Genomic DNA, 24,975 nt, shown 5'->3' with positions numbered 1-24,975 from the left:
GTGATGCGGCTGGGGAAGACGACGCTGTTGCACTTCGGGTCACAGGTCGTCGTCTCGGGCGCTGGCTTCGCCGTCACGTGGGTCATCTCCTACCTACTGGGCGAGGAAGTGCTCGGCCAGTACGCCGTCATCGTCGGCATCGGCTTCTTCTGGTTGGCGATTCCGATTCGCGCCGTCGGCAACGCCGTCCGCAAGCGAATCAGCGAGGGCCGTGACCCCGAGGGCTACCTCGGTGCTGGCGTCGTGCTGAACGCCCTCGTCGGCGTCGTCCTCGCGAGTGCCGTGTTGCTCGGCGGCGAACTCGTCGCCCGCGTTTCGCCGAATCCCTCCCAGACGTTCTTCCAGATTCTCGTCCAGTACAACCTCGAACTCGCCGCACTCGTGGTCAGCACCGTCGCGTACAGCACCGTCGCCGCAGGCCTCGAAGGGCAGAAACGAGTCGCGTGGGCCGGATGGTTGCAGGCGTTCGAGCGCATCACCCGGTCGACGGCCCAAGTCACGCTGGTCGTCCTCAGTTTCGGCGTCTCCGCGCTGGTCGCCAGTCACGCCGCGGCGCTCGCCGTCGCGGCCGTCGTCGGGCTTCTGACCAGCGAACTCCGTCCGAGCGTGCCCACGCGCGAGGAGATACGCGAACTCGTCAGCTACGCCCGCTACGCGTGGATGAGCACGCTCCGGAGCAACGTCTTCGGGTGGATGGACACCATCGTCCTCTCCTTTTTCGTCGGCGCGGGACTCATCGGCATCTACGAGGCCGCGTGGGGCATCGCCTCGCTGCTAGGGATGGTGAGCCTCTCGATTCGCCGGACCCTCTTCCCGGAGGTCAGCGACCTCTCGGAACAGGGCGACTACGACTACATCCGGCACATCTTAGAGGAGGGGTTGCTCTTCTCGGGCGTGTTCGTCATCCCCGGACTGGCCGGGGCGCTGGTCATCGGCGAGCGAGTCCTCCAGTTCTACCGTCCCTCGTTCGGTATCGGTCAGCCGATTCTCGTCGTCCTCGTCCTCGCGTACGCCGCAGACGTGTACGCCTCGCAGTTCCTGAACGTCATCAACGCCGTCGACGAACCGCGGGCGGCCTACCGCGTCAACGTCGCGTTCATCGCGACGAACCTCACGCTGAACGTCCTACTGGTCTGGCAGTTCGGCTGGATAGGGGCGGCTATCGCGACGGCCACCGCGTCGGCCCTTCGGGCCGTCCTCGGCTACCGGACGTTGACCCGGCTTATCGGTCGCCCGTCGCTCCCCCTCCGCGAAGTCGGTATCGAAGTGGTCGCGGCCGCACTGATGACCGCCGTCGTCGTCTTCGCCCGACCGATAGTGCCGTTCCGTCGCTCCGGAACCCTCATGCTGGTGGGTATTGGCGCGGTGGTCTACGTCGGCGCACTCGTCGGCCTCTCCGGGCGCGTGCGCGAGAAAGTGCAATCGCTGACCGCGGCGATAGCGTAGCCACGGCGTATCAGCATACTTAACCGGAACGCTGGCACACCGGCCCGTATGGACAACGTCCTCCTCGTCACGATAGACTCACTCCGGGCCGACCACGTCGGCTATCACGGGTACGAGCGGGACACGACGCCGAACATCGACCGCCTCGCCAGCGAGGGCAGTCGCTTCATGAACGCGTTCGCCCACGGCGGCAGCACGATGTTCTCGTTCCCGGGTATCCTGACCGGTGTGACGCCGCTGATGTACGGCGGCCACGACAGAGTCTCGGACTCACAGACGGTCGTGTCGGAGGTATTCGACGACGCTGGGTACCAGACTGGCGGCTTCCACTCCAACCTCTACGTCTCCGGCCAGTTCGGCTACGACCGGGGCTGGGACGCCTTCTACGACTCCGCACCGGACCAGGGGATGCTCGCGTCGGCCCGCAAGTGGGCCAAGACGAACCTACAGGAGACGCCGGTGTACTCCCTGCTCCAGTGGGGATACGACAAACTCGAATCGGAGGGGGGCATCAACGTCGGGTCCTACCACGTCCCCGCCGACGAGATGACCGACCGCGCAATCGAGTGGCTGGAAGCGACCGACGACGACCGCCCGACGTTCCTCTGGGTCCACTACATGGACGTTCACCACCCGTTCCTCCCGCCCGAGGAGTACCAGCGCCACTTCCGGGACGACGTGGTCAGCGACACCGACTCCATCAAACTCCGTCGGAAGTTCATCGAGGAACCCGACGCGGTGACCGACGAGGAGTATCAGCGGTTCATCGACCTCTACGACGCCGAGATTCGGTTCAACGACGCCGAAGTCGGCCGTCTCATCGACGCCGCCGAACGGGAGTGGGGCGACGACTACGTGATGGCGATGACCGCCGACCACGGTGACCACTTCTTGGACCACGGCTACTTCGGCGGCGCGAACGCGTTGGATCTGAAGATACACGTCCCGCTGTTCGTCTCCGGATGGGACGACGACGGCGAGTACGACGAACTCGTCGGCCTCACCGACCTGCCGTCGACGCTCGTCGACGCTGTCGGACTGGACGTGCCGCGGAACTTCTACGGCGAAAGCCTGCGGAAACTCGTCTTCGACGGCGAGTGGGACCGCGACGCCGTTTTCGGCGGCTGGACCAGCGACGACGGCGACAACCACTTCGTCCGCGAGGAGGAGTGGAAACTCATCCGCAGGCCAGACGGCTCCGCAGAACTGTACGACCTCGTCGACGACCCGGAGGAGCGGACGAATCTCGTCGACGACGACCCGAGCGAGGTCCGCCGCCTCCAGAAGCGCATCGACGAGCATCTGGAACTCGTCCGCGCGACGGCCGACGACGACGTGGAACGACCGGACATGAACGAGGACGTGAAAGAGCGACTCCGCCGTCTGGGGTACTCCGAGTAACCGCGACAGACGGGCGCAGCATCGGCGGCCGGGTCCGCGTCAGCCCGAAAGCGCGAACAGGATTTGTCGGTAGCGCTCGCAGGCCGCCTCGAAACTGTACTCCGCCTCTATCAGGTCGCGGCCGTTCTCGCTGATGTTGGCGAGGTCGTCGCGAGCGAGGATTTCCTCGATACCGTCGGCGAGCGCCGTCGGTTCTCGGGACGGAATATGGAACCCCGTTTCGCCGTCCCGCACCACGTCGGGAACGCCCGATACGGGGGAAGCGTACACCGGCGTCCCGCAGGCCAATGCTTCGAGAATCGTCGTCGGCAGGCCCTCGGTGGGTTGGGACGGCAGGACGAGCAAGGCGAGGTCGTTCAACTGCGTCGGCACGTCGTCGTGATCGACCCAGCCCGTGAGTTCGACTCGTCCGGCATCGATTTCGGCGGCGAGTTCCCGCTCCAGCCACCCCCGGAGGTCGCCGTCGCCGACGAACCGGAAGGTCACGTCCGCCGGGAGGTTCTTCGCGACAGCGGCGAGTTCCCGAATCCCCTTCTCCTCGTCGAGTCGGCCGAGGAAGCCGACGACTCGGTCGCGGTCCTCGTACGGACGCTCGACGTCGAATTCCTCGGTGCGGACGTAGCGCGCACCGGTCGGGAAGACTCGCTGTGATTCCGGATGGAGGTCGAGTTGACGGGCCATCTCCGGCGTGTACGTGACGACGCCGTCGGCGAGTGTGAATCCGACGCGTTCGAGGGTCTTGACGAGCCCTGCGAGAGTCCACGCTACGCGGTCGGGCATCCGCTGTTCCCAGTTGAGTCGAAGCGTTAGCGGCACGTCGCCGCGCGGTTCGACGACCACCGTCTTCCCCAGCAGTTTGGCCGCGAGGATGGGCAAGACGTACGAAGTGGCCCCGTAGAACAGGACGACCTCCTCGTCACGGTCGGCGAGGACGCGACACATCCGCAGTTGGTTCAAGAGGAAGCGGACGGCGGCGACGAGGACCGAATCGCCCGCGCCCTTCCGCGTGAGTTCGACGAGTTCGCGCTTCTCGCGGATTTCGGAATCTTCGGGGAGGCCGGCGGTGACGAGGGCGACGCCGGTTATCGCGCCGAGGATGTCCAGGAGGCTCCGAGTGGCGTTCTCTCCCGCGGCCGCGAGCGGGTGCGTGACGACGCACACGTCCGGGAGTGGTGGCTCGCCCATCCGGTCACCCCCAGACGTACATCCCGTAGAGGTAGCCGACGCCGACGGCCCCAGTCAGGACGAACAGGAAGACGAGTTGCAGAACGGCGGCGACGGACGGCGACGTGACCAGGCCGCCGAGTCGCTCGGGGACGAACGAAAAGAGGAGGTCGCCGAGGAAATCGGACTCCTCACCCGTCGACTCGGGGACGAACACCTCCATGCCCCGCTTCGAGTAGCCCTGCCAGAATGCCCGGTCGACGAGCCATCCGGGGTCGGTCCGGTAGTCGAATATCTTGTGGGCGACGAGGGCGTCGGGGACGTAGTAGACGCCGCTGTCGTACTCGCTTTCGAGGCGGGCACACAGTTCCGTCTCGCCGCCTTGGAGATTCTTGGTGCCCTGTCGGCCGCCGATGTCGTCCTCGAAGCCGCCCAACTCGAGGAACACGTCCCGGCGGAAGGAGATATTCGAGCCGAAGGTGTTGCGGACTTCGCCAGCCTCGTCGGGGTCGCCGTTCGGGCCGAATCCGCGGTGCGTGACGCCGATGAGCCAGTAGAACTCCTCCGGGAGGAACGACGGTTTCCCGGCGACCCACGCCGGGACCATCCGCCCGCCGACGGCGAGTGCATCCGTCTCCTCGTAGGCGGCGACGAGTTTCGCCAGCCACTCCTCGTCTGCGACGGCATCGTCGTCCAGAAAGACCACCACGTCGCCGGTGGCGACTTCGGCCCCGTTGTTCCGACTGTCCAACAGGCCGACGTTCTCGTCGTTGCAGTGGGTCACGACGTTCTCGCGGCCGCCGAAGTCGTCCTCGTACCGTTCGTAGACGGCCTCGTTTCCGTCGGAGACGAGGACGAGTTCCACGTCGTCGTGGGTCTGGTCCAGGACACTCTCGGCCGCCGCCCGACAGTCCCCGTAGCGGTCAAGCGTGTGCGTACACAGGACGACCGAGGCGCGCATGCACGCACGTCCTCTATGGGCGCTGTTAGGCGTTTCCATCCGGTTCCGTCCGGAGGTCAAAAGGCTTATGCGCGCGTTGGGACTGTCTCCGTTCAATGAGTCAATCGCGGGGTTATCTCGACGAAAATCCCCAACTCGAGTCCGCCCTGGACTGGGTTCAACAGTGGTACCACATACCGACACTCGTGGTACTGCTCGGGTTCATGCTGTGGAATCGGGTCCGTAACTACTCGAACTTCTTCGTCGACGGCGAAGTGCTGTTCAGCGGGCAAGACCCGTGGTACCACTTCCGCTCGACGATGTACGTGGTCGAAAACTGGCCCGCGACGATGCCGTTCGATCCGTGGACGTACTTCCCGTACGGGACCGCCTCCGGCCAGTTCGGAACCCTCTTCGACCAAGTGTTCGGGACCATCGCTCTCATCGTCGGTCTCGGGTCACCCACCGAACAGACCGTCGGCGCTGTCGCAATCGTCGCGCCGGCCGTCATCGGGACCCTCGGCGCGATACCGACGTACTTCATCGGCCGCCGACTCGGCGGTCGCATCGGCGGCGTCACCGCCGCCGTCGTCATCGCACTCTCGGCGGGGACGTTCCTCCAACGCAGTCTCGTCGGGACCTACGACCACCAGGTCGCCGAAGGCCTCCTCCAAGTGACCGCCGTCATGGCCGTGATGGTCGCCCTCTCCGTCGCCGAACGCGATAAACCGGTGTACGAACAGTTCCTCGAACGCGACGTTCCGGCGTTGCGCGACACCGTCGGCTACTCGCTGATGGCCGGGTTCGCCATCGCGCTGTACCTCTGGACGTGGCCGCCCGCGGTCCTCCTGCTGGGTATCCTCGGCGTGTTCTTCCTCCTGTGGCTCACCATCGAATTCGCCCGCGGGAACAGCCCCGAACACGTCGCCATCGCTGGCGCGGTGATGATGGGTGCCGTCGTCGTCTTCGAACTCGCCGTCCTCCAGACGCTCTCCATCACGGCGACCGACCACTCGCTCCTCCAACCCCTCCTCGCCCTCGCCATCGGCGTCGGGAGCGTGTTCATGGCGTGGCTGGCTCGCTACATGGAGGCCGAAGACTACGACCGAAACCTCTACCCGGTGACCATCGGCGGTATCATCGTCGTCGGCGCGGTGCTGATGGCGATTCTGACCCCGGACCTGCTCAGCTACTTCGTCGACCAAGTGCTTCGGGTCGTCGGATTCACCTCGAGTCCGTCCGCCACGCAGACTTCCGTCGGTGAGGCGACGCCGCTCCGCAACCCCGGCGTCCTCTACCGCTACTACGGCCTCTCGCTGTTCGTCGCCGGGGTCGGCGCCTTCCTCATCCTGTTCAACCAACTGTTCGACCGCGACGCACCCGCCGAGCAGTTCCTGATGGTCGTCTGGGGCGCGTTCATCATCGCCGCCTCCTTCACGCAGATTCGCTTCGGTGTCTATCTCGTCTTCCCCGTCGCGGTGCTGACGGGCTACGTCATCGGGCGCGTCGTCGACTGGGTCGACTTCTCGGCCGACGACGGCGTGGAGGCGTACCAGGTCATCACCGTCATCGCCCTCGTGTTCACCATCGTCGGGCCGCTCATCTTCGTCGCGCCGTCTGCGGCCGCCATCGGCGCGACGGCCGGACCCGGCCAGGAGGCCCAAGGCTGGAACGACGGCCTCGGGTGGATGCAAGAGAACACGCCGGTCGAAGGCGCGTACGGGACGGGCGACCAACAGAGTCTGGAGTACTACGGGACCTACCAGAATCAGGAGGACTACGATTACAGTGCCGGCGAGTACGGCGTGATGTCGTGGTGGGACTACGGCCACCTCATCACCGTCGAAGGCGAGCGTATCCCGAACGCCAACCCGTTCCAGCAGGGCGCCACCACCGCCGCGAACTTCCTGCTCGCGCCGAACGAAACACAGGCGAATCAGGTCCTCGACGACCTGGACGAGGACGACGCCAGTACTCGCTACGTGGCCGCCGACTGGAAGATGACGAGCGTCTACGGCCAGTACAACGGGAAGTTCTTCGCGCCGCCGCGCTTCTACAGCACCGCTAACGTCTCCGAGAGCGACTACTACGGTACCGTCGTCTCCCGACAGAGCGGGGCGCGCTTCAATTACCGGACGCAGGCGTACTACAACACCACCGTCGTCCGCCTGTACGAGTTCCACGGGAGCGCCGTCACGCCCCAACCCGTCGTCCTCGACTGGGAGATAGCGACCCAGAACGGCCGACAGGTTCGGGTCACGCCCTCGGACGGCCGCGCAATCAAGCAGTTCAACACGCTCGAACAGGCCCGCACCTACGTCGCGAACGACACGACCTCACAGGTCGGCGGCTTCGGGACGATACCCGCCGAACGCGTTCCGGCGATGGAGCACTACCGCTACGTCGGATCTAGCGAGCGCACCGCCTACGAGTCGACGAACTACAACCGCGGGACGCTCGTCGAGGCCCAGAGCATCGGCGTCCGGTTCCGTCCCGCGGGCAACGAGAGCTGTATGGCCAACGAGACGTCCCTCCCGCTCGAACAGCAGAACTTCTGCATGAGTGACTCCGCCGCGGACATCATGAGCACGAACACGCCCGCGTGGACCAAAATATTCGAGCGCGTCCCCGGGGCGACGGTCGAAGGCACCGGTCCGGCGAACTCGACGGTGACGGCCTCGGTCCGGATGCGAAACGCCCAGACCAACGAGACGTTCGTCTACCGCCAGCAGGCCCAGACAGACGAGAACGGCAACTTCGAGATGACCCTACCGTACTCCACCACCGGCTACGACCAGTGGGGGACCGACGAGGGGTACACGAACGTCAGCGTCCGCGCCGAGACGCAGTACCAGTTCACCGCCACGGGCACGCAGGACGGCTCTCTCGTCCCGTTCGCTGGAACGACGGACGTGAGTGAGGGACAGGTCATCGGCGAGAACGAGACGGCGTCGACCGTCGAGATGGAACCGCTCATTCAGACGCAACCCGACGGCGATAGCCAGACCAACGAAACGCAGACGAACGACACGTCGACCAACACGGCTGACGACTCGTCGTCCGGCACGAGCGACGGGTCGACGAATACGACCGAAGCACTCGCGTCCGCGGCGACCGAGCAGATTCGCGTCGCACCCTGACTGACGGCGAGGTTCTACTTCCTCACTCGCGGTGTTCGTTCGTGACTACTCCTTCAGTACAGAGAGTGCGTTCAGCGTTCACTGTGCTCACAAGACACTTAACAGACTTGTCCATAGTCCGGCCGATGCCTAAATCGACGCGAGATACTGGTCGCCGCGACAGGACCGCTTAGTATCTCTCTCAGCGGCTGTCTGACCTCGGTCTCTCCCCCACAGAACACACCTCCAGAGAACACACCAGTGCCCTTCGATGTTCCATCTGCGGAGGAGTGTTCACAGACTCCTCGCCCGATGCCCGACCCAGTAGCGGGCTACGAGCCACGACCGTATCCCGACCCACCCGGCGAGGACAGCGAGACCGCTGCCGAGGAATTCGCTCTAGCATACGAACGTGCCATAACGTACAACCACTGGCTCGCGAATAACATCTCCGAGGACACGGACTCGTTCAGTGTCGATGTCACCGCTGGCCCCACTGAGGAAGCAGGCAACGGATATCTAGTGGGTCTCGATTGGTCCGCATATGATACAACCGAGGAGGATGCGATAGGGGAAGCATCGGGCGCAATCGTCTACTATATTGCACTGCGTGTGGGTATCCGAGCCTATCCGGACTCCAAAAGTATCCACGACGTATCGCTCCCGTCGTGCGACTGCACGGTTCTCGGAACCGTCTACTGTTAGTGAGGCGTGACCGACTCCCACACCTACTACGTTATCGTGGCTTTCTGGGCTATTCGTTAGACTGTCCAGCACGGGCGGTCTGCTGAACAAGCATCCGCACGAGTGAAGCGAGTGCGGTTCACTCAAGCGAGGCCAAAGGTCGAAGTTCAGCCTTTGTAGCGTAGATTTTCGCGCCGAGCGGTGGGCGAGCGAAGCGAGCGCACCCGATGCGTAAAAAGGGACTATTCAGCCAGCGGATTGAACGTCCCGTTGATGTCCCACTCGTGGAGACATCGCGGATTCCCCGATTGCTTTTCGCCGTTATCGTCGGCGATGCGCCACGTTTGCAGGTCGTCGTCCCATACGTCTCGTCGACCGCACCGTTCACACTCCCGTTCTCTGGGCGATACGATAGCTACCATAGTGAAGGGTACACGTGAACGGTTATCAGCGTGCCGGTCTTTCGCAATGGCGTCGAAGGAAAATGGACGAAGGAACTGGAATCTCGTCTCGTGACGGGTCGGGGAGACGGTTTTATCCCTCGGACCGGTAGCCTCTGAGGATGGGCTTTCACACGTTCGACCCGGCGCGCGCGGACCAGTTAGAGGACCCGAGTCGGTACGAGTACGTCTCCGTCGACGAGTTGCTCGCACTGTTCGACGCGAGGCCGGACGACGTGGTCGCGGACCTCGGGAGCGGGACCGGGTTCTACACCGACCACGTGGCGGCGGCCGTCGAGACGGTGTACGCGCTCGACGTACAGGCCGAGATGCACGAGTTGTACCGCGAGAAGGGGATGCCCGAGAACGTCGTCCCCGTCACGGGCGGCGTCGAGTCGATGCCGATAGCCGACTCGCTCGACGCCGTCGTCTCGACGATGACGTTCCACGAGTTCGCCACGCCCGAGGCGATGGAAGCGGTCGCGGACTCGCTTGCTCCCGAGGGCCGCGTCGGGTTCGCCGACTGGACGGCCGACGGGACCGGGAGTAGCGGCCCGCCGCTGTCGGAGCGCTATTCGGCGGCCGAGGCCGTCGAGATGTGCGAAGCGGTCGGTATCGAAGTGACCCGCGCAGAGGACCGGCGCGAGACGTTCGTCCTCGAAGGGCGGATTTAGAAGTCCGGCAGGTCCCCGGCGTCGACTTCTTCTGCCTCCCAGTCCAGGTACTCGTCGGCCAACACGTCGCACACCACCTGCCCGAACTCGGTCAGACCCGCGTTGATGCTGGAGACGGTCTCCCAGGATTCGATGTCGGGGTGGATTTCCCGCTCTCGCCAGTCTTCGGGCAGGCCCGGCGCGTGATAGCCGACGCGGCCCGCGAAGGAGTCCCAGAAGAAGTCGAACTCGGCGACGAGGTCGAGGTCGGTGACGATGGCCCACGTGGATTCGGTCAGCGGTGTGTCCCGGGCCCATTCTTCGAAGGCGTCGGCCCACGCGCCGTCGTCGAGGGCGTCCGCGAGTTCGTCCCGCCGGTACTCGTCGCCCTGCACGTCCACGTCGTCGTACGCCTCGGCCCCGACGCCGCTCGTCAGTTGCGGGCGGTCGGGAACGGGCACGTCGAGTGTCATGGGTCGCCTTCGGCGGCGACCGGGATAAACGTCAGCGCTCGCCGTCGGAGGCGGCGGCGCGCAACTCCCGACCGCGCTCCGAATCCACCGTGAGGTCGGGGACCGGTTGCGGGTCGCCGTCCTCGTCGATGGCGACGTAAACCGAGTACGACTCGGTCGTGGGTTCGCGCTCGCCGGTGCGAGGGTTCTCCCGGGCGGCCTTCAGGCGGACCTTGATGCTGCTGGTCCCGGTGTCGTAGACGTACGCCTCGACGACGGCGTTATCCCCCACGGGAATCGGTCGGGTGAAGTTCACCTGGTCCATCCGGGCCGTGACGCAACTCTCCCCCGCAAAGCGCATGGCGGACATCGCGCCGAGTTCGTCCATCCACTTCAGGACGTTCCCACCGTGTGTCGTCCCGAGGTGGTTCGCGTGGTTCGGTTGGACCATCCATCGGTTCTCAAGATACGTCTCCAGCAGGTCCGGCATACCCTCCGCTCCCAACCCCACCTAGTTGAGTGTGTCGACGGCCGTCACGCAGTGATGTACTGAGACTCCCAGTCCTGCCGGGCGTCGAGTTCACGCTTGCCGCGCCGGGTCAGCGTGTAGAAGTTCGTCCGACGGTCCCGTTCCCCCTTCTCGACGAGGCCCTTGTCGACGAGAGTGTCGAGGTTCGGGTACAGTCGGCCGTGATTCACCTCGCTCTCGTAGTAGTCTTCGAGTTCCTCCTTGATGGCGAGGCCGTGCGGTTCGTCTAGCCCCGCTATCACGTACAGCAGGTCACGTTGAAAGCCAGTCAGGTCGTACATGGTTCCGAGTAGTCCCATCGGACTCAATACATATCACTATTGCTGATTCGGTGGTCGGTAGTTTACAGCGAGGTTAGCGGACCGCGTCGTGTAGTTACCGGCTGTTAGCTGTCGTGAATTAAGCAGCACCAACCCGTTGCTTTTCTTACACGTGTCGTCGATTTGGCATCACCACAGCGGTAGTTCACGACGGTAACAGGTGAGATTCGGGGGACCCGACAAGGGTAAAGGACGCGACTGTGTAACGCGGATGATGACCGAACACGCGTCGGTAGACGACGGCCCGCCCGAGCCGAGCGGCGACGGGTCGGTCACAGTCGTCGGCACGGCCCACGTCTCCGAACACAGTGTCGCGGAGGTCGAGTCGGCCATCGAGGAACACCGACCAGATATGGTCGCGGTCGAACTGGACGAAGGCCGCTACCAGCAGATGAAAGGCGAGACGCCGGACGATTTAGACGCCAGCGACCTGCTTCGCGGGAACACCGTCTTCCAGTTTCTCGCCTACTGGATGCTCTCGTACGTCCAGACGCGGATGGGCGAACGCTTCGACGTCGAACCCGGTGCGGACATGAAAGCCGCCATCGACACCGCCGAACGCCTCGGCCTCGGCGTCGCCCTCGTCGACCGAGACATCCAGACCACCGTCCAGCGGTTCTGGGCACGGCTGACGCTCCGCGAGAAACTCACCCTCGTCGGCAGTCTGCTGACCGAACTCGGCCCGCCGATGACCGTCGGGTTCACCATCGGGGCGATGTTCGGCCTCGTAGGTGCGGTCGCCGCGTCGGCGTTCGGCGGTCCCTACTTCGTTCCAGCGGCGGTCGCGACAACCGTCGGGGCGTCCGTCACCGCCGTCCTCGACACCGTCCTCGTCGGCGTCGCGCTGACGGCGCTTCTCGGTCTCCCCATCGCAGCGGCGCTCGTGCGACTCCGCGGGAGCGGCGAGGAGATGGAGGAGTTCGACATCGAGCAGTTGACCGAGACGGACGTGGTGACGGCGATGATGGAGGAGTTCCGGCGGTTCTCGCCCGGCGGGGCAGAGGCGCTCATCGACGAGCGCGACGCATTCATCGCACACCGACTCGTCGGCCTCCGTGAGGCGGGCTACGACGTAGTGGCCGTCGTCGGGGCCGGACACCGGGAGGGTATCGAGCGCTACCTGGCCCACCCCGAGGAGTTGCCCCCCATCGACTCGCTCACCGGCACCGAGAGCGGAGGGCGCTTCTCGCTGTACAAAGCGGTCGGCTACCTCATCACGCTCGGCTTTCTCTCCTTTTTCGTCCTCTTGGCGATGGCGGGCGTCCAGAACACGTTCCTCCTCCAGGTGTTCGCGGCGTGGTTCCTCATCAACGGAATCGCCGCCGCCGGACTCGCGCGACTCGCGGGTGCACACTGGACGAGTTCGCTCGTGGGCGGCGGCGTCGCCTGGATGACGAGCGTCAACCCCCTGCTCGCGCCGGGATGGTTCGCTGGCTACGTCGAGTTACGCTACATCTCGGTCAACGTCGGTGACATCGGCAAACTGAACGAGATTCTGGCCGACGAGGAAGCCCCGATACTGGACCTCGTGAAACGGCTCCGGGCCGTGCCGCTGTTCCGCCTCATCCTCATCGTGGCGATGACCAACATCGGGAGCATGATAGCGAGTTTCGCCTTCCCCGTCGTCGCCCTGCCCTATCTGGCGACGCAGGACCGCGACGTGTCGTGGGTCGTCTCGAAGATGATAGAGGGCGCACAGAACAGCGCCGACCTCATCTGGGGGCTGGTCGCGTGAACCTGACCTTCTCCGCCGACGAAATACGGGACCTGTTCATCGCGTGGCTGGCGCTCGGATTCGCCTTCACGCTCCTCTTGGAACCGCGTCTCCGGACTATCTTGTTCGGCCAGTTCGGCGGCCTCTCGCTGGGCGGCGTCGTCCAGACGCTCGTCGTCAGCCTCCTCACCGTCGGGGTCGGCTTCCTCCTCCACGAACTCGCCCACAAAGTCGTCGCCGTCCGGTTCGGCCAACTCGCGGCGTTCCGCGCCGACTACCGGATGCTCGGCTTCGCTATCGTCGGCGCGCTGGTCGGCTTCCTCTTCGCCGCGCCCGGGGCCGTCGTCCACCGCGGCCGCATCACCCTGAAGGAGAACGGCCTCATCGCGCTGGCCGGGCCGGTGACGAACATCCTGTTAGCCGTCGTCTTCCTCGTTCCGTTCGCCGCGGGACTGCTCGGTATCGTCGGCGGGGTCGTCTGGGAGATAGCGGTCCGCGGCCTCCAAATCAACCTCCTGCTCGCGGGATTCAACATGCTCCCGTTCGGCCCGCTGGACGGCCGGAAGGTCCGCGAGTGGAGCAACGTCGTCTACGCCGTCGTCGCCGTCCCGTCGATTCTCCTCGGCGTCGCCGCGCTGTTCGTCCTCTGACCGGGGCGGGGGAACGATGCCCTTTTGCCCGACCCACGCACCGTCTCGGATATGACCGAGGAGCGCGAGGATTCCGCAGAGGAAAACGAGGAAGAGGGACTGACCTACGCCGAGACAGGCGTCGACATCGACGCGAGCGAGGCCGCGACGAAGGCGCTCATCGGCGCGGCCGGTGAGTTCGAGGGCGACTACGCCGGACTCGTCGACATCGGCGACCAGTATCTCGCGCTGGCCACCGACGGCGTCGGGACGAAACTGCTCGTCGCCGAGGCCATCGACGACTACTCCACCATCGGCATCGACTGCATGGCGATGAACGCCAACGACCTGCTGGCGGCGGGGGTCGAACCCGTCGCCTTCGTCGATTACCTCGCCGTCGAATCCCCCGACGAGGAGACGAGCGAGGAAATCGGTGCGGGTCTGCGCGAGGGCGCGAAGCGCGCTGGCGTCGCGTTGGTCGGCGGCGAGACGGCGGTGATGCCCGACGTAATCAAGGGCCTCGACATCGCCGGGACCTGCGCCGGACTCGCCCCGAAAGACGCCGTCTTCCCCGGGGAGGCCGAGGCCGGTGACGCCATCGTCGGGTGGCCCTCCTCGGGCATCCACTCGAACGGCCTGACGCTCGCCCGCGAAGCGGCGACTCGAAACCACGAGTACACAGACCCGTTCCCACCGAACCCGGACGTGACCATCGCAGAGGAACTGCTGACGCCGACGCGAATCTACAGCGAAGTGCTGGAACCACTTCGCGAGGTCGAGACCCACGCCGCCGCCCACGTCACCGGCGGCGGATGGACCAACCTGACCCGGATGGGCGAGTACCGCTACGAGATTACGGACGCCTTCGACCCGCAGGCCGTCTTCGAGTTCGTCCAGTCGGAAGGGAGCGTCGACGACGAGGAGATGCACCGGACGTTCAACATGGGCACGGGATTCGTCGCCGCGATGTCCGAGGCGGACGCCGAAGAAGTGGTCGACGGGTCCGAGGACGCACGCGTCATCGGGCAGGTCCAAGAGGACGACGACGGAGACGGCGTCGTCTCGATTCGCGGCCTCGAACTGCGGGAGTAGCGTTCTGAAACCCGGTCTTCTTCTCGCTTTCCAACCCCGTCAGCTAACGGTGCGTGCGATGTCCGCTTCCGTGATAACGCCGACCGTCCGGCCGTCTTCGACGACCATCACGGCGGCGTTGTGGTTGAGGTAGGCGTCTACCTCGTCGATGGTCGCGTCGGGTTCGACGGTCGCGATAGACTCGTGCATCACTTCGGCGACGGGAAGGTCACCGACGCTCTCCTCGGGTCGCTGGCGGATGTCCGAGTTGCCGATGAGTCCCTGCGGAGAGCCGTCGCGGATGACTGGTACCTGCGAGTAGCCCTTCTCGTCCATCAGTTCCTTGCTCTCGTGGACCGAGTCGTCCGGTTCGACGGAGACGACGGGCGTGTTCATCACGTCCCGTGCCCGGACGATGCCCCCCTCCGCCTCGTCCAACGCGGTGACGATTCGACGAAGCGTCGACAGACGCGGGTCCACGTCGCCGCCCTCGATGCGCGCGATGAGCGGTTGGGAAACGTCGGCGCGTTCGGCGAGTTCGCTCTGGGTCAACTCTAACTCGTTTCGCCGCTCCCGCAGGTCCTCGGGTGTCGGCAGTTCCATGCGCCGCTATAACCATAGGTAATACAAAAAACCACCGGGGTCGGCAGTTCCGGCCTACGCTTCGGCCTCGGCGTCGTCGTCCTCTTGGGTTTCGAACACTTCGATGACCTTCAGCGGCACGTCCCGGAGCGCGCCTCCAATTTCGCTCTTGGCGATGCGCTGGGCGTGTTCCATGGACTCCGCGTTGAACACTTCCATCTCCAGGACGAGGCCGACCAGCGCGGTGTCGGCGGCGATGAAGGCCGAGTCGAACGGTTCGCCGCAGGCCGGGCAGCCGGTCGCGCCGACTTCGACTTCGACGTAATCCATCTCCGATTGGTTGAGGCGCTTGCCCGCTTCGCTCACGGCGACGCCGATAGCGTCGTCGATGTCGTCTACGTCACGGACCAGCCAGGCGGCTTCCATCGCCACGAGGTAGTTCATATTCACACTCTCGGGGCCCGACTACTCCATAGTTTTGATTCTCCGACGGTGCGCACGTCACCGTTACTATCGCCATAAGTTATGGGAACGCCCGGGCTTTCCAATAGCCCAGTTATCGCTGAGCCGTCAGTTCACCAACGTCAGTTGTCTCGCAGGCAATCACAGTTTAATCGCAAGACAGCGGCGCCCCAATCCTTCACGAACGATTTAGTATATGCGTCCGTCGGGGCGAAGAAATATATAGGGGATGCCGCGTCCCGACGGGTGAGGGACGATGGAAACCCGACTGTACGCCATCACACTGCTCGCACTGTATCAACTCACGCTCGCCGCAGGTATCGTCCTGCTACCGGTGGCGATGTTCACCGAACGACTCGGCCTCCGGCTGCCAATAAACCGGGCTGTGGAGGGGCTCGGCGACGCGTACGCACAGGCGAGCAAGTAATCGAATCAGGCGGAGGCGGTGAGCCTCACCACAAGAAGAGGTTTTATCAGCGGCCGAGTGGTATCAGCGGTTAATGAGAGACACGAGCCCTCAGTTCTCGCGCCCCCCGACGGCCGACGAGTTCCAGACGAGTCCCTACGAACCCGAAGTCGGGTCCCTGCCGGACCAATCCGAACAGGACGCCGACAAGGTGAACAAGACGGGCACGACGACCATCGGCATCACCACGAACGAGGGCGTCGTCATCGCCACCGACATGCGCGCTTCGCTGGGCGGCCGGTTCGTCTCGAACAAGAACGTCCAGAAAGTCGAGCAGATTCACCCCACCGGCGCGCTCACCCTGGTCGGGAGCGTCGGCGGCGCGCAGTCGTTCATCCGCTCGCTCCGGGCCGAGGTAAACCTCTACGAGGCCCGCCGCGGCGAGGACATGAGCATGCAGGCGCTGTCGACGCTCGCGGGCAACTTCGCCCGCGGCGGCCCCTTCTTCGCCATCAACCCCATCCTCGGCGGCGTCGACGAGGACGGCCACCACGTCTACTCTATCGACCCGGCCGGCGGTGTGATGAAAGACGACTACACCGTCACTGGCTCGGGCCTCACCGTCGCCTACGGGACCTTGGAGGACCGCTACGAGGACGACATGTCCAACGAGGAAGCCCGCGAAGTCGCCGCTGCGTCCATCAAGGCCGCCGCCGAGCGTGACACCGGTTCCGGTAACGGCATCTTCCTCGCCGACGTGACCAGCGACGGCGTGGACATCCAGGGCTACGACTTCGACGAACTGCTATAGACCTTTTTACTGCGGCGGGTCGCCGATGGCGACCACCGATTACAACATCGCGAGAATGTGCGCCACCGCTCGGACCGCGAGAGCGGGAGAACTAAGCGGGAACCGGTCGGACCACCGTGCATGGAACTGTTCGGGACGGCGGGAATTCGCGGCGATGTCGGCGACCGAGTGACGCCCGAACTCGCCCTACAGGTCGGGCAAGCGGCCGGACGCGACGGCGAGGCGTTCGTCCTCGGGTACGACGGGCGCGTGAGTTCGCCCGCGCTGGCCGACGCCGTCGCGGCGGGCTTAGAGAGCACCGGCACCAGGGTCACCCGCCTGGGTGCGGTCCCGACCCCCGCGCTGGCGTTCGCCTCGTGCGGGCGCCGCGGCGTGATGGTGACGGCGAGCCACAACCCGCCGACGGACAACGGCCTCAAACTGTTCGTCGACGGCCAAGAGTACGACGGCGAAGCGGAGGGACGCATCGAACAGCGCGTCGCCGACGCTGTCGGGCCGGCGGCGTGGTACGACTGGGGCGACACCACCACGGCAGACGTACTACCCGAATACCGGGCCGCCGTCGCGGACTACGCCGCATCCTTCGGCGCAACACCGACTGACCTGACCGTCGCCGTCGACTGTGGCAACGGGATGAGCGGGGTCGCCACACCGCAAGTCCTCCGTGCGCTCGGGGCGGACGTGGTCGCGACGGAGGCCAACGTCGACGGTCACTTTCCCGCCCGCGAGAGCAAACCGACGCCCGAGACGCTCGCGAACTTTCGGTCGTTCGTGACGGCGACGGACGCCGACTTCGGGTTCGGCCACGACGGCGACGCCGACCGCATCGTCCTCGTCAACGGCGACGGCGATGTGGTCCACGAAGACACCGTCGTGGCGATGCTGGCGGCACACTACACTCGGGCCGCTGACTCATCGGACCCCGTGGTGGTGACGACGCCGAACGCCTCCGGCCGCATCGACGAACGGGTCGCGGCCGCCGGTGGGCGAGTGGAACGGGTCCACCTCGGGGCGCTACACGAAGGCGTCGCGCGGGAGCGGGCGGCGGGCGGCCCCGAGACAGAAGTCGTCTTCGCCGCCGAACCGTGGAAACACATCCATCTCCCCTTCGGCGGCTGGATAGACGGCGTGGCGAGTGCGGCGGTCCTCACGCAACTGTTCGCGAGCGAACCGCTGGCCGACCGTCGAGGGGAGATTTCCGAGCGTCCGTACCGCAAGGTGAGCGTCGAATGCCCCGACGAACGCAAGCCCGCGGTGATGGAAACTGTTGGCGAGACGCTCCCCGACGCGTTCCCGGCGGCGAGCGTCTCCACCGAGTACGGCGTCCGACTCACCTTCCCCGACGACTCGTGGACGCTCGTCAGACCCAGCGGGACGGAACCGTACGTCCGCATCTACGCCGAGAGCGACGACGTGGACTCGCTTGTGGACTCGGTCCGTGAAGTAGTCGAGTCTGCCGTCGCGGCCACCGAGTAGCCCGTTCCAGCGGAGCCTATTTGCCCCGGCCGCCCGACGCACGTCTATGGACGAACTGATGGAAGCCGCGCGTGAGGCCGTCGAAGCCTCCTACGCGCCGTACTCGGAGTACCGCGTCGGTGCGGCCATCGAGACGGCCGACGGCACCGTATACACGGGGTGCAACATCGAGAACGCGAACTACAGCAACAGCCTCCACGCCGAGGAAGTCGCCATCGGGACGGCGATTCGGGAGGGCCACCGCGAATTCGAACGTCTCGCCGTCTCATCGGACAAGCGCGACGGCGTGACCCCTTGCGGGATGTGCCGACAGACCCTCGCCGAGTTCTGTGACGAGGACCTGCCGATTCGGACCGACGGCGAGGACAGCGCGGAGTACACGCTGGGGGAACTGCTCCCGACGACGATTACGCCCGGCCACCTCGACAAATGACCGGGGGAAGCGAGGACCCGAACGACGACGTACAGTACCACGTCGGCGTCGGGCCAGACGACGTGGCCGACAGCGTTCTCCTGCCGGGCAACCCCGAACGCGTCGAGAAAGTCGTCGACTACTGGGACGACCACGAACTCGTCGCCGAACACCGCGAGTACCGCACCGCGACGGGAACACACGAGGGCGCACCGATTTCGGTCACGTCGACGGGTATCGGGTCACCCTCCGCGGCTATCGCCGTCGAGGAACTCGCCCGCGTCGGCGTCGACACCTTCCTCCGTGTAGGGTCCTGCGGAGCCATCCAACCGGAAGCCAGCGTCGGCGACCTCGTCATCTCGACGGGAGCGGTCCGGCAGGAGGGGACGAGCAAGGAGTACGTCCGCGAGGACTACCCGGCCAACGCCGACCACCGCGTCGTCTCGGCGCTCGTCGCCGCCGCCGAGGAACTCGGCTACGACTACCACCTCGGCGTCACCTGCACCACGGACAGTTTCTACACCGGCCAATCCCGGCCCGGATTCGGCGGGTTCGAGGCGCGCGACAGCGACGCCAACATCGCGGAACTCCGCGAGGCGGGCGTCCTGAACTTCGAGATGGAGGCCGCGAGCATCCTCACGCTGGCGAGCATCTACGGCCTCCGAGCGGGCGCGGTGTGTACGGTGTACGCCAACCGCCAGACCGGCGAGTTCCGCACCGAAGGCGAGCGCAAGGCCGCGAAGTGTGCCAGTCTCGCCGTGACGTATCTCGACCTGATGGACGAGGCCGTCGAGGAAGCCGACGCGGACGGGTGGCACGCGGGCCTGTCGATAGAGCGATAGGGCGATAGCGCGGCGTGGCCTTGGGGCCGGGAGCGCGCTCTGCCGCGCGAGGACGGGGAAGGGCAGGCTGACGAGCGAAGCATACCGCGCCGACGGCGCGGTTTCACGCGAATCGCCGTGCGATTCGCGCCATTTTAGCGTAGATTTTTGGGGGGGTTGAGGGCGCGCAGCGCCCGAACCTCCCGTCGAAAAAGGTACTTCTACATGTCCGGCCACGCCTTCGCGGCGCGGCCGACACCGGTCACGTCGGCGATCCAGCGAGCGGCGATACCCTTCTTGAGGATTTTCGCTGGGAGGCCGCCGAAGGTGTCGATGGGCACGCCCATCACGTCGTGGGCGACTGCCTCTTCACCGACGGAAATGACTGTCCCCTTGTCCTTGTGAGTCCACGTCTTCAGGGGCTGGTCCCGGACGGCGCGGGCGAGGTTCTCGCCTGCGACTTCGGCGGCCTGCCACGCGGCCTGTGCCGTCGGCGGCGCGGGCTGGTCGCCGGGTTGGTCGATGAGCGCGGAGTCCCCGATGGCGAAGACGCGCTCGTCTTCCGTCTGGAAGTCGCCTTCGGCGTGGATGCGATGGTTGCGTTCGTCCTTTTCGAGGTCCACGTCGCGGACGCAGTCGCGGCCGGTGATGCCGCCGGTCCAGATGAGCACGTCGTAGTCGACTTCCTCGTCGTCGCCGATGTAGACCGTCTCCTCGTCGACTTCGCCGATGAAGTCGCCGGTCATGATGTTCACGTCGGCGTCTTCCAGTCGCTTACGGAGCGCACCCTGCAGTTCGGGGTCGTTGCCCGGGAAGATTTCGTCCAGCCCTTCGACGAGGTGGATGTCGATGGGCGCGCGGTGGTCGTCGCGGAACTCCGCGATTTCACCGCAGGTCTGGATGCCCGAGAGGCCAGCACCGCCGACGATGACCTGCGCCGGGTCGCTCTGGGAGGCCTCGCGGGCGGCCTGCTGAATCGCGTCGTGGATACCGAGCGCGTCGTCGAGGCTCTTCAGCGTGTGAGCGTACTCTTTGAGACCCTCGATACCGAAGAAGGCCGTCTGCGAACCGAGGCCGACGAGCAGGTAGTCGTACTCGACGTCGTCGCCGCTCTCCAGTTCGACGAGTCGCTCGTCGGTGTCGATACCGACGACCGTGTCCTGCACGAAGTCCGTCGTCGGCTGTTTGATCTCGTGGACCGGAATCGCGACCTTCTCTTGCACCGAGGGGTCGCGGATACAGCGGTGGGATTCGTGGAGCACGAGGTGATAGTCGGTGTCGGAGATCCACGTCACGTCGGCGTCTCCGTGCAGTTCGTCTTCGAGGCTTTTAATCGCGCCAGCACCGGCGTAACCCGCTCCGAGTACGACGACCTTCTCACTCATACGCCGGACTCGGGGTCCGGGTGATACAAAGGCTACGAAATCGCCGTCTGAACGGGCGAAACAATCACGATTGTTTGTCGGGAACAGAGGCGACAAAATCGGTCGACGCTGGTGGGTCGAGAAGCGAATCGAATCGTGAGAGCGGCGGCAGAAGCGCGGCGTTAGTGTTCGGGTTCGCCAGCGGGCGCCCGCATGTCGTCGATAGTGAGGATGAGTTTGTTGTTGGTGTCGTCTTTCCCTTCGAGCGTCCCGATAATCTGGAGTTTCGAGAGCGGCGTCGGGCCGACGGTGACGGAGTCGCCCTCGTGGAACTCCGAGATGGACCCTTGTAGCTGAATCTCTGCGCGGCACTCTTCGGGGTGATGAACGCTCGTCAGGTCGATTTCCTCGACGTTCGAGTGTTCGACGAGGTCACCGTTGTGTCGGAGGGGGACCTCGGCGGCTTGGTCCATATCCTGAATCTGGAGTGCGTCGTAAGCGTTCGCTGTCGGCTTGTAGCCGCCCTTCGGGCCGGGGACGCCTTCGACCAACTGGAGCGCTTTGAGGCTCTGCATTTGGTTGCGAATCGTTCCGGGGTTCCGGTCGACCTTCTCGGCGATGTCCTCGCCCTTGACCGCACTCTCGCTCTCGCGGAAGAGGTTTACGAGTTCCTGCAAGATGTTTTTCTGACTCGGGGTCAGTTCTATTGATGACATAATCGTTCGTTCGGTACCTCTATTCATAAAGGCGACGGTGGTACATATTGTGCGTAAACGTTGATGGGCAACGGTGCAGTGGGCCTGTGAAAGCGATATTCCTTTACTCGTGGCTCGTCCTGGCACGAGTATGAACGGACAACGCGTGTTGGTGACCGGCGGCGGCGGCTTCATCGGGTCCAACCTCGCGAACGCACTCGCGGCGGACAACGAGGTTATCGCGCTCGACGACGGCTATCTCGGAACCATCGAGAACGTCGACGACGACGTGGAGTACGTCGAGCGGAGCGTCCTCGAAGACGACCTGCCGACGGACGTCGACGTCGTGTTCCACCTCGCGGCGCTCTCCTCGTACGCGATGCACGAGGACGACCCCACGCGGGGCGCGCGAGTCAACGTCGAAGGGTTCGTCAACGTCGTCGAACAAGCCCGCGAGGACGGCTGTGATACCGTCGTCTACGCGTCCACCTCCTCAATCTACGGCGACCGGACCGAACCGTCCCCGGAGGACATGGACGTGGCCGTCAACACCGGGTACGAGGCGTCGAAACTCGCCCGCGAGCGCTACGCCGAGTACTTCCACAACCACTACGGGATGTCGATGGCCGGGATGCGCTTTTTCTCGGTGTATCAGGGCATGGAAGACGGAGCCGAGGAACACAAGGGCGAGTACGCGAACCTCATCGCGCAGTTCGCCGACGACATCGCAAGTGGCGATAATCCCGTCATCTGGGGTGACGGCAGTCAGACGCGGGACTTCACCCACGTGGACGACATCGTCAGAGGGTTGGAACTGGCGGCCGACCACGAACTCACCGGCATTTACAATCTCGGGACGGGCGAGCAGTACAGTTTCAACCACCTCGTCGACGTGCTCAACGAGAAACTCGGGACCAGCGTGGACCCCGTCTACGAGGACAACCCAATCCCGGAGGACGTCTACGTCCACGACACCCGTGCAGACTGCTCGAAGATGTACGAAGCGACTGGCTGGGAACCGCGGATTTCCTTCGACGACGGCGTCGAGATGGTCTGTTCGCAGTACGACTGAAAGTCAGGGTTCGTCGCCGGGACGCTCGACGCCCGTGAACTCCAGCCGCGCACCGCCGTCGCTCCCACCCGTCGCGGTGACCTCCCAACCGTGTGCTGTCGCGATTTCCCTGACGATAGAGAGACCGAATCCCGTTCCGTCGTCGCTGGTCGTGTCTGCGGTATCGAACACGTTGCCGTCGTCTATCGCCGGGAACCCCGGGCCGTCGTCCTCGACGTAGAACCCATCTCCGTCCGGGAGCGGCCCCACTCGAACGGTCACCGTCGGACCGCCGTGTTCTATCGCGTTTCGAAAGATGGTGGCCATCAGCCGTCGACGGCGACTCTCGTCGCCGAGAACCGTTCCGAGTTCTCGCGGTCGTTCGATGGTCGATTGGGGCACGTCGATGCGGCCCACGTCACGTCGACCACGTCCTCTACGTCGACCGGCATCGGAGAGACGGCGTCTCGGCCCTGTCGGGCGAGGGTGAGTACGTCGTCGATTAGGTCGTCCATCCGTTCGAATCCCGTCTCGACCCCGACTCGTTCTCGCTCCGCATTGGTACGAGGTATCGTAGTCAGGACGGAAATGGATGCCCCTGTGCTTTATTCGCTGGACCGTCAACGTCGGGTATGGACAGGACCGTACGCGTACTCGGCGTCCCGATGGACCTCGGAGCGGACCGGCGCGGAGTCGACATGGGACCCTCCGCGATTCGATACGGCGGACTCGCCAAGCAGTTAGGAACCCTCGGTATCGACTGCCTCGACGGCGGCGACCTCGCCGTCCCGCGGCCGGAGGAACGCGACCCGGACGCGAACCAGCCACACGGCGGGCGAGCGAAGTTTCGCCGAGAGACCGAGGAAGTGTGCGAAGACGTGACGCGCGCCGTCGAGGGGACGGTCGCCGACGGCGAGTTCCCCCTCGTCCTCGGCGGCGACCACTCCATCGCCATCGGCACCGTCGCTGGAGCGGCCGACCCGGACGAGTCGCTCGGCGTCATCTGGTTCGACGCCCACGGCGACTTCAACACGCCGCTGACGACGCCCAGCGGCAACATCCACGGGATGTCGCTGGCGGCCATCCTCGGGAAAGGCCCGTTCGCCGACGAGTCGTGGGCGCACACCCCCGCCGTGAGCGAGGAAAACGTGGCTATCGTCGGCCTGCGGAGCGTCGATGACGGCGAACGGGAACTCATCCACGAGAGCGACGTGACGGCCTACACGATGTCCGACCTTGACGCCCGGAGCGTCCCGGAAGTCGTCGCGGAAGCCATCGAAATCGCGACCGACGGGACCGACGGGATTCACGTCTCGCTCGATTTGGACTGGCTGGACCCCACGGAAGCCCCCGGCGTCGGGACGCCCGTCCGCGGCGGCGTCTCCTACCGAGAGGCCCACAGCGCGATGGAACACGTCGCCGAGTACCGTGACCGACTCCGGTCGATGGAGATGGTCGAGGTGAACCCGATTCTCGACGACCACAACCGGACCGCCGAACTCGCCTGCGAACTCGCCGCGAGCGCCTTCGGTAAGCGAGTTCTCTAGTCGTCCCGATAGGCGGTCAGCCCGGCATAGTCAGCGATGATACCGTCTGCACCGCTCGCGAGCGCCCGGTCGGCCGCTCGCCAATCGGTCACCGTCCAGACGTACCGCGAGGCGTCGACTGCGTCGGCGGCGGTCTGGAGCGACGCCGGGAGTGTGGCGTCCGCACGAAGCACCGCGAGCGGGTGGTTTATCGCATCGACATCGTAGCGGCGGGCGACGGTCGCCCCGGCGTCGGCCCCGCCCGGTTCGACGAGGACGGCGAGCGATTCCCCGGGTGCGACCGAATCGACGGCCGCGAGCGCCCCCTCGCAGAACGACGAGTAGAGTACGTCGTGTTCGAAGCGGTCGGCCACCGCGAGGACGGACGTGACGAACGATTGCCACCGCCGTCGAGCGGCCTCCCTCGCAGGTTCGCCGAGGGCCTCTCCGGGCCGAATCGCGTCGCTCCCCGGATTCTTCAGTTCGACGTTGACGCCGACTGCGGGAGGTAGTGCCTCGAAAACCTCCGACAGGAGCGGCACCCGCTCCTCGGTTCCCAACACTCTCGCGCTCGTCACTGTCGCCGTCGACCGCTCCCAGACGACGCCCCTCTCGTCGGTGACGCCACGGCTCTCACCGCCGTCGTCGAGTCGTCGGTCGTGGAACGCCACCACGTCGCCGTCGGCGGTCGGTTGCACGTCTATCTCGACCATCGCCGCGTCCGCCGCCGCGGCCCCACGAACGCTCCGGACCGTGTTCTCGGGGAACTGGCCCGCGAATCCGCGGTGAGCGATGACCATGGACGAC

At 65.2% G+C, this 24,975-nt stretch carries 28 protein-coding genes; 15 read left to right on the top strand and 13 right to left on the bottom strand.

Features of this window, described 5'->3' with window-relative positions:
* Nucleotides 1–3: 3 nt before the first annotated feature.
* Together NJQ44_RS08540 and NJQ44_RS08535 are read left to right on the top strand one after the other, a co-directional pair.
* Nucleotides 4–1,446, top strand: a complete 1,443-nt coding sequence (locus NJQ44_RS08540) for an oligosaccharide flippase family protein (RefSeq protein WP_254274264.1) — start codon at nt 4–6, stop codon at nt 1,444–1,446.
* Nucleotides 1,447–1,494: 48 nt separating this feature from the next.
* On the top strand, nt 1,495–2,847 hold the full coding sequence (locus NJQ44_RS08535; protein WP_254274263.1) for a sulfatase family protein: 1,353 nt from the start codon (nt 1,495–1,497) through the stop codon (nt 2,845–2,847).
* Between the two features lie 39 nt (nt 2,848–2,886).
* Here the strand turns inward: NJQ44_RS08535 and NJQ44_RS08530 are convergent, their stop codons facing one another.
* Nucleotides 2,887–4,032: a glycosyltransferase family 4 protein gene (locus tag NJQ44_RS08530; protein WP_254274262.1), complete on the bottom strand. Its 1,146-nt coding sequence runs from the start codon at nt 4,030–4,032 to the stop codon at nt 2,887–2,889.
* Nucleotides 4,033–4,036: 4 nt separating this feature from the next.
* Nucleotides 4,037–4,972 carry a glucosyl-dolichyl phosphate glucuronosyltransferase gene (aglG, locus tag NJQ44_RS08525; RefSeq protein WP_254274261.1) on the bottom strand — a complete coding sequence of 312 codons (936 nt, stop codon included), beginning with the start codon at nt 4,970–4,972 and terminating at the stop codon, nt 4,037–4,039.
* Nucleotides 4,973–5,067: 95 nt separating this feature from the next.
* On the opposite strand from aglG, the gene NJQ44_RS08520 reads away from it, so the two are divergent.
* Together NJQ44_RS08520 and NJQ44_RS08515 are read left to right on the top strand one after the other, a co-directional pair.
* Nucleotides 5,068–8,091, top strand: coding sequence for an oligosaccharyl transferase, archaeosortase A system-associated (locus NJQ44_RS08520; RefSeq protein ID WP_254274260.1), 3,024 nt, complete (start codon nt 5,068–5,070; stop codon nt 8,089–8,091).
* A 291-nt stretch (nt 8,092–8,382) separates the two neighbouring features.
* The gene (locus tag NJQ44_RS08515; protein WP_254274259.1) at nt 8,383–8,775 is read left to right on the top strand and encodes a hypothetical protein; all 393 of its coding nucleotides are present in this window, start codon (nt 8,383–8,385) and stop codon (nt 8,773–8,775) included.
* 221 nt (nt 8,776–8,996) lie between these two features.
* Here the strand turns inward: NJQ44_RS08515 and NJQ44_RS08510 are convergent, their stop codons facing one another.
* A complete protein-coding gene (locus NJQ44_RS08510) occupies nt 8,997–9,176 on the bottom strand; it encodes an HEWD family protein (RefSeq protein ID WP_254274258.1) in 180 nt (59 codons plus the stop codon).
* A 140-nt stretch (nt 9,177–9,316) separates the two neighbouring features.
* On the opposite strand from NJQ44_RS08510, the gene NJQ44_RS08505 reads away from it, so the two are divergent.
* On the top strand, nt 9,317–9,868 hold the full coding sequence (locus tag NJQ44_RS08505) for a class I SAM-dependent methyltransferase (RefSeq protein WP_254274257.1): 552 nt from the start codon (nt 9,317–9,319) through the stop codon (nt 9,866–9,868).
* On the opposite strand, the gene NJQ44_RS08500 is transcribed toward NJQ44_RS08505, so the two are convergent.
* Genes NJQ44_RS08500 through NJQ44_RS08490 form a run of 3 tightly spaced genes read right to left on the bottom strand, consistent with a single transcriptional unit; the run spans nt 9,865 to nt 11,109 of the window.
* Entirely contained in the window at nt 9,865–10,320 is a 456-nt protein-coding gene (locus NJQ44_RS08500; protein ID WP_254274256.1) for a DUF7992 family protein, read from the bottom strand. The genes NJQ44_RS08505 and NJQ44_RS08500 overlap by 4 nt on opposite strands.
* Nucleotides 10,321–10,351: 31 nt before the next feature.
* Complete coding sequence (locus tag NJQ44_RS08495; protein WP_254274255.1) at nt 10,352–10,789, bottom strand: acyl-CoA thioesterase; 438 nt, start codon at nt 10,787–10,789, stop codon at nt 10,352–10,354.
* A gap of 44 nt (nt 10,790–10,833) precedes the next feature.
* On the bottom strand, nt 10,834–11,109 hold the full coding sequence (locus NJQ44_RS08490) for a PadR family transcriptional regulator (protein ID WP_254274254.1): 276 nt from the start codon (nt 11,107–11,109) through the stop codon (nt 10,834–10,836).
* Between the two features lie 253 nt (nt 11,110–11,362).
* Between NJQ44_RS08490 and NJQ44_RS08485 the strand changes: the two genes are divergently transcribed.
* The 3 genes from NJQ44_RS08485 to purM are packed head-to-tail and all read left to right on the top strand — an operon-like array spanning nt 11,363 to nt 14,583.
* Nucleotides 11,363–12,883 (top strand): TraB/GumN family protein, encoded by a 1,521-nt coding sequence (locus NJQ44_RS08485; RefSeq protein WP_254274253.1) that lies wholly within the window; start codon nt 11,363–11,365, stop codon nt 12,881–12,883.
* Entirely contained in the window at nt 12,880–13,512 is a 633-nt protein-coding gene (locus NJQ44_RS08480) for a zinc metalloprotease (protein ID WP_254274252.1), read from the top strand. The genes NJQ44_RS08485 and NJQ44_RS08480 overlap by 4 nt, the downstream gene beginning before the upstream one ends.
* Nucleotides 13,513–13,563: 51 nt before the next feature.
* Entirely contained in the window at nt 13,564–14,583 is a 1,020-nt protein-coding gene (purM, locus tag NJQ44_RS08475) for a phosphoribosylformylglycinamidine cyclo-ligase (RefSeq protein WP_254274251.1), read from the top strand.
* A 39-nt stretch (nt 14,584–14,622) separates the two neighbouring features.
* On the opposite strand, the gene NJQ44_RS08470 is transcribed toward purM, so the two are convergent.
* On the bottom strand, nt 14,623–15,165 hold the full coding sequence (locus NJQ44_RS08470; RefSeq protein WP_254274250.1) for a CBS domain-containing protein: 543 nt from the start codon (nt 15,163–15,165) through the stop codon (nt 14,623–14,625).
* Nucleotides 15,166–15,219: 54 nt separating this feature from the next.
* Complete coding sequence (locus NJQ44_RS08465; protein ID WP_254274249.1) at nt 15,220–15,588, bottom strand: DUF555 domain-containing protein; 369 nt, start codon at nt 15,586–15,588, stop codon at nt 15,220–15,222.
* 274 nt (nt 15,589–15,862) lie between these two features.
* Here NJQ44_RS08465 and NJQ44_RS08460 point away from each other — a divergent pair, with 274 nt between their 5' ends.
* The 5 genes from NJQ44_RS08460 to NJQ44_RS08440 all read left to right on the top strand — a co-directional run bounded on the left by NJQ44_RS08460 (nt 15,863) and on the right by NJQ44_RS08440 (nt 19,553).
* Complete coding sequence (locus tag NJQ44_RS08460) at nt 15,863–16,033, top strand: hypothetical protein (protein WP_254274248.1); 171 nt, start codon at nt 15,863–15,865, stop codon at nt 16,031–16,033.
* Nucleotides 16,034–16,106: 73 nt separating this feature from the next.
* Entirely contained in the window at nt 16,107–16,823 is a 717-nt protein-coding gene (psmB, locus tag NJQ44_RS08455) for an archaeal proteasome endopeptidase complex subunit beta (protein WP_254274247.1), read from the top strand.
* Between the two features lie 120 nt (nt 16,824–16,943).
* Nucleotides 16,944–18,299, top strand: a complete 1,356-nt coding sequence (locus NJQ44_RS08450; protein WP_254274246.1) for a phosphopentomutase/phosphoglucosamine mutase — start codon at nt 16,944–16,946, stop codon at nt 18,297–18,299.
* A gap of 46 nt (nt 18,300–18,345) precedes the next feature.
* Complete coding sequence (gene cdd / locus NJQ44_RS08445) at nt 18,346–18,732, top strand: cytidine deaminase (RefSeq protein WP_254274245.1); 387 nt, start codon at nt 18,346–18,348, stop codon at nt 18,730–18,732.
* On the top strand, nt 18,729–19,553 hold the full coding sequence (locus NJQ44_RS08440) for a nucleoside phosphorylase (RefSeq protein WP_254274244.1): 825 nt from the start codon (nt 18,729–18,731) through the stop codon (nt 19,551–19,553). Before cdd ends, NJQ44_RS08440 begins: the two co-directional genes overlap by 4 nt.
* A gap of 200 nt (nt 19,554–19,753) precedes the next feature.
* Here the strand turns inward: NJQ44_RS08440 and NJQ44_RS08435 are convergent, their stop codons facing one another.
* Together NJQ44_RS08435 and NJQ44_RS08430 are read right to left on the bottom strand one after the other, a co-directional pair.
* The gene (locus NJQ44_RS08435; protein WP_254274243.1) at nt 19,754–20,917 is read right to left on the bottom strand and encodes an NAD(P)/FAD-dependent oxidoreductase; all 1,164 of its coding nucleotides are present in this window, start codon (nt 20,915–20,917) and stop codon (nt 19,754–19,756) included.
* A gap of 161 nt (nt 20,918–21,078) precedes the next feature.
* Nucleotides 21,079–21,612, bottom strand: a complete 534-nt coding sequence (locus NJQ44_RS08430; protein WP_254274242.1) for an HTH domain-containing protein — start codon at nt 21,610–21,612, stop codon at nt 21,079–21,081.
* 130 nt (nt 21,613–21,742) lie between these two features.
* On the opposite strand from NJQ44_RS08430, the gene NJQ44_RS08425 reads away from it, so the two are divergent.
* Nucleotides 21,743–22,663 (top strand): NAD-dependent epimerase/dehydratase family protein, encoded by a 921-nt coding sequence (locus NJQ44_RS08425; RefSeq protein WP_254274241.1) that lies wholly within the window; start codon nt 21,743–21,745, stop codon nt 22,661–22,663.
* A gap of 3 nt (nt 22,664–22,666) precedes the next feature.
* Here the strand turns inward: NJQ44_RS08425 and NJQ44_RS08420 are convergent, their stop codons facing one another.
* Nucleotides 22,667–22,969, bottom strand: coding sequence for a sensor histidine kinase (locus NJQ44_RS08420; RefSeq protein WP_254274240.1), 303 nt, complete (start codon nt 22,967–22,969; stop codon nt 22,667–22,669).
* Entirely contained in the window at nt 22,969–23,157 is a 189-nt protein-coding gene (locus NJQ44_RS08415) for a hypothetical protein (protein ID WP_254274239.1), read from the bottom strand. The genes NJQ44_RS08420 and NJQ44_RS08415 overlap by 1 nt, the downstream gene beginning before the upstream one ends.
* Nucleotides 23,158–23,274: 117 nt before the next feature.
* Between NJQ44_RS08415 and rocF the strand changes: the two genes are divergently transcribed.
* Nucleotides 23,275–24,189 carry an arginase gene (gene rocF / locus NJQ44_RS08410; RefSeq protein WP_254274238.1) on the top strand — a complete coding sequence of 305 codons (915 nt, stop codon included), beginning with the start codon at nt 23,275–23,277 and terminating at the stop codon, nt 24,187–24,189.
* Here rocF and NJQ44_RS08405 read toward each other — a convergent pair.
* Entirely contained in the window at nt 24,186–24,968 is a 783-nt protein-coding gene (locus NJQ44_RS08405; RefSeq protein WP_254274237.1) for a glycerophosphodiester phosphodiesterase, read from the bottom strand. The genes rocF and NJQ44_RS08405 overlap by 4 nt on opposite strands.
* Nucleotides 24,969–24,975 lie beyond the last annotated feature (7 nt).

Origin of the sequence: Haloarcula marina (assembly GCF_024218775.1) — an archaeon.
Lineage (GTDB): Archaea > Halobacteriota > Halobacteria > Halobacteriales > Haloarculaceae > Haloarcula > Haloarcula marina.
The sequence above is the reverse complement of the archived record's forward strand: the minus strand, read 5'-3'. Positions and strand labels throughout refer to the sequence as shown.

Bases quoted from the DNA above. Each gene is read 5' to 3' on its own strand.
- NJQ44_RS08540 (WP_254274264.1), top strand. From the start codon at position 4: ATGCGGCTGGGGAAGACGACGCTGTTGCACTTCGGGTCACAGGTCGTC.
- NJQ44_RS08535 (WP_254274263.1), top strand. From the start codon at position 1,495: ATGGACAACGTCCTCCTCGTCACGATAGACTCACTCCGGGCCGACCAC.
- NJQ44_RS08530 (WP_254274262.1), bottom strand. From the start codon at position 4,032: ATGGGCGAGCCACCACTCCCGGACGTGTGCGTCGTCACGCACCCGCTC.
- aglG (WP_254274261.1), bottom strand. From the start codon at position 4,972: ATGCGCGCCTCGGTCGTCCTGTGTACGCACACGCTTGACCGCTACGGG.
- NJQ44_RS08520 (WP_254274260.1), top strand. From the start codon at position 5,068: ATGAGTCAATCGCGGGGTTATCTCGACGAAAATCCCCAACTCGAGTCC.
- NJQ44_RS08515 (WP_254274259.1), top strand. From the start codon at position 8,383: ATGCCCGACCCAGTAGCGGGCTACGAGCCACGACCGTATCCCGACCCA.
- NJQ44_RS08510 (WP_254274258.1), bottom strand. From the start codon at position 9,176: ATGGTAGCTATCGTATCGCCCAGAGAACGGGAGTGTGAACGGTGCGGT.
- NJQ44_RS08505 (WP_254274257.1), top strand. From the start codon at position 9,317: ATGGGCTTTCACACGTTCGACCCGGCGCGCGCGGACCAGTTAGAGGAC.
- NJQ44_RS08500 (WP_254274256.1), bottom strand. From the start codon at position 10,320: ATGACACTCGACGTGCCCGTTCCCGACCGCCCGCAACTGACGAGCGGC.
- NJQ44_RS08495 (WP_254274255.1), bottom strand. From the start codon at position 10,789: ATGCCGGACCTGCTGGAGACGTATCTTGAGAACCGATGGATGGTCCAA.
- NJQ44_RS08490 (WP_254274254.1), bottom strand. From the start codon at position 11,109: ATGTACGACCTGACTGGCTTTCAACGTGACCTGCTGTACGTGATAGCG.
- NJQ44_RS08485 (WP_254274253.1), top strand. From the start codon at position 11,363: ATGACCGAACACGCGTCGGTAGACGACGGCCCGCCCGAGCCGAGCGGC.
- purM (WP_254274251.1), top strand. From the start codon at position 13,564: ATGACCGAGGAGCGCGAGGATTCCGCAGAGGAAAACGAGGAAGAGGGA.
- NJQ44_RS08470 (WP_254274250.1), bottom strand. From the start codon at position 15,165: ATGGAACTGCCGACACCCGAGGACCTGCGGGAGCGGCGAAACGAGTTA.
- NJQ44_RS08465 (WP_254274249.1), bottom strand. From the start codon at position 15,588: ATGAACTACCTCGTGGCGATGGAAGCCGCCTGGCTGGTCCGTGACGTA.
- NJQ44_RS08460 (WP_254274248.1), top strand. From the start codon at position 15,863: ATGGAAACCCGACTGTACGCCATCACACTGCTCGCACTGTATCAACTC.
- psmB (WP_254274247.1), top strand. From the start codon at position 16,107: ATGAGAGACACGAGCCCTCAGTTCTCGCGCCCCCCGACGGCCGACGAG.
- NJQ44_RS08450 (WP_254274246.1), top strand. From the start codon at position 16,944: ATGGAACTGTTCGGGACGGCGGGAATTCGCGGCGATGTCGGCGACCGA.
- cdd (WP_254274245.1), top strand. From the start codon at position 18,346: ATGGACGAACTGATGGAAGCCGCGCGTGAGGCCGTCGAAGCCTCCTAC.
- NJQ44_RS08440 (WP_254274244.1), top strand. From the start codon at position 18,729: ATGACCGGGGGAAGCGAGGACCCGAACGACGACGTACAGTACCACGTC.
- NJQ44_RS08435 (WP_254274243.1), bottom strand. From the start codon at position 20,917: ATGAGTGAGAAGGTCGTCGTACTCGGAGCGGGTTACGCCGGTGCTGGC.
- NJQ44_RS08430 (WP_254274242.1), bottom strand. From the start codon at position 21,612: ATGTCATCAATAGAACTGACCCCGAGTCAGAAAAACATCTTGCAGGAA.
- NJQ44_RS08425 (WP_254274241.1), top strand. From the start codon at position 21,743: ATGAACGGACAACGCGTGTTGGTGACCGGCGGCGGCGGCTTCATCGGG.
- NJQ44_RS08420 (WP_254274240.1), bottom strand. From the start codon at position 22,969: ATGGCCACCATCTTTCGAAACGCGATAGAACACGGCGGTCCGACGGTG.
- NJQ44_RS08415 (WP_254274239.1), bottom strand. From the start codon at position 23,157: ATGGACGACCTAATCGACGACGTACTCACCCTCGCCCGACAGGGCCGA.
- rocF (WP_254274238.1), top strand. From the start codon at position 23,275: ATGGACAGGACCGTACGCGTACTCGGCGTCCCGATGGACCTCGGAGCG.
- NJQ44_RS08405 (WP_254274237.1), bottom strand. From the start codon at position 24,968: ATGGTCATCGCTCACCGCGGATTCGCGGGCCAGTTCCCCGAGAACACG.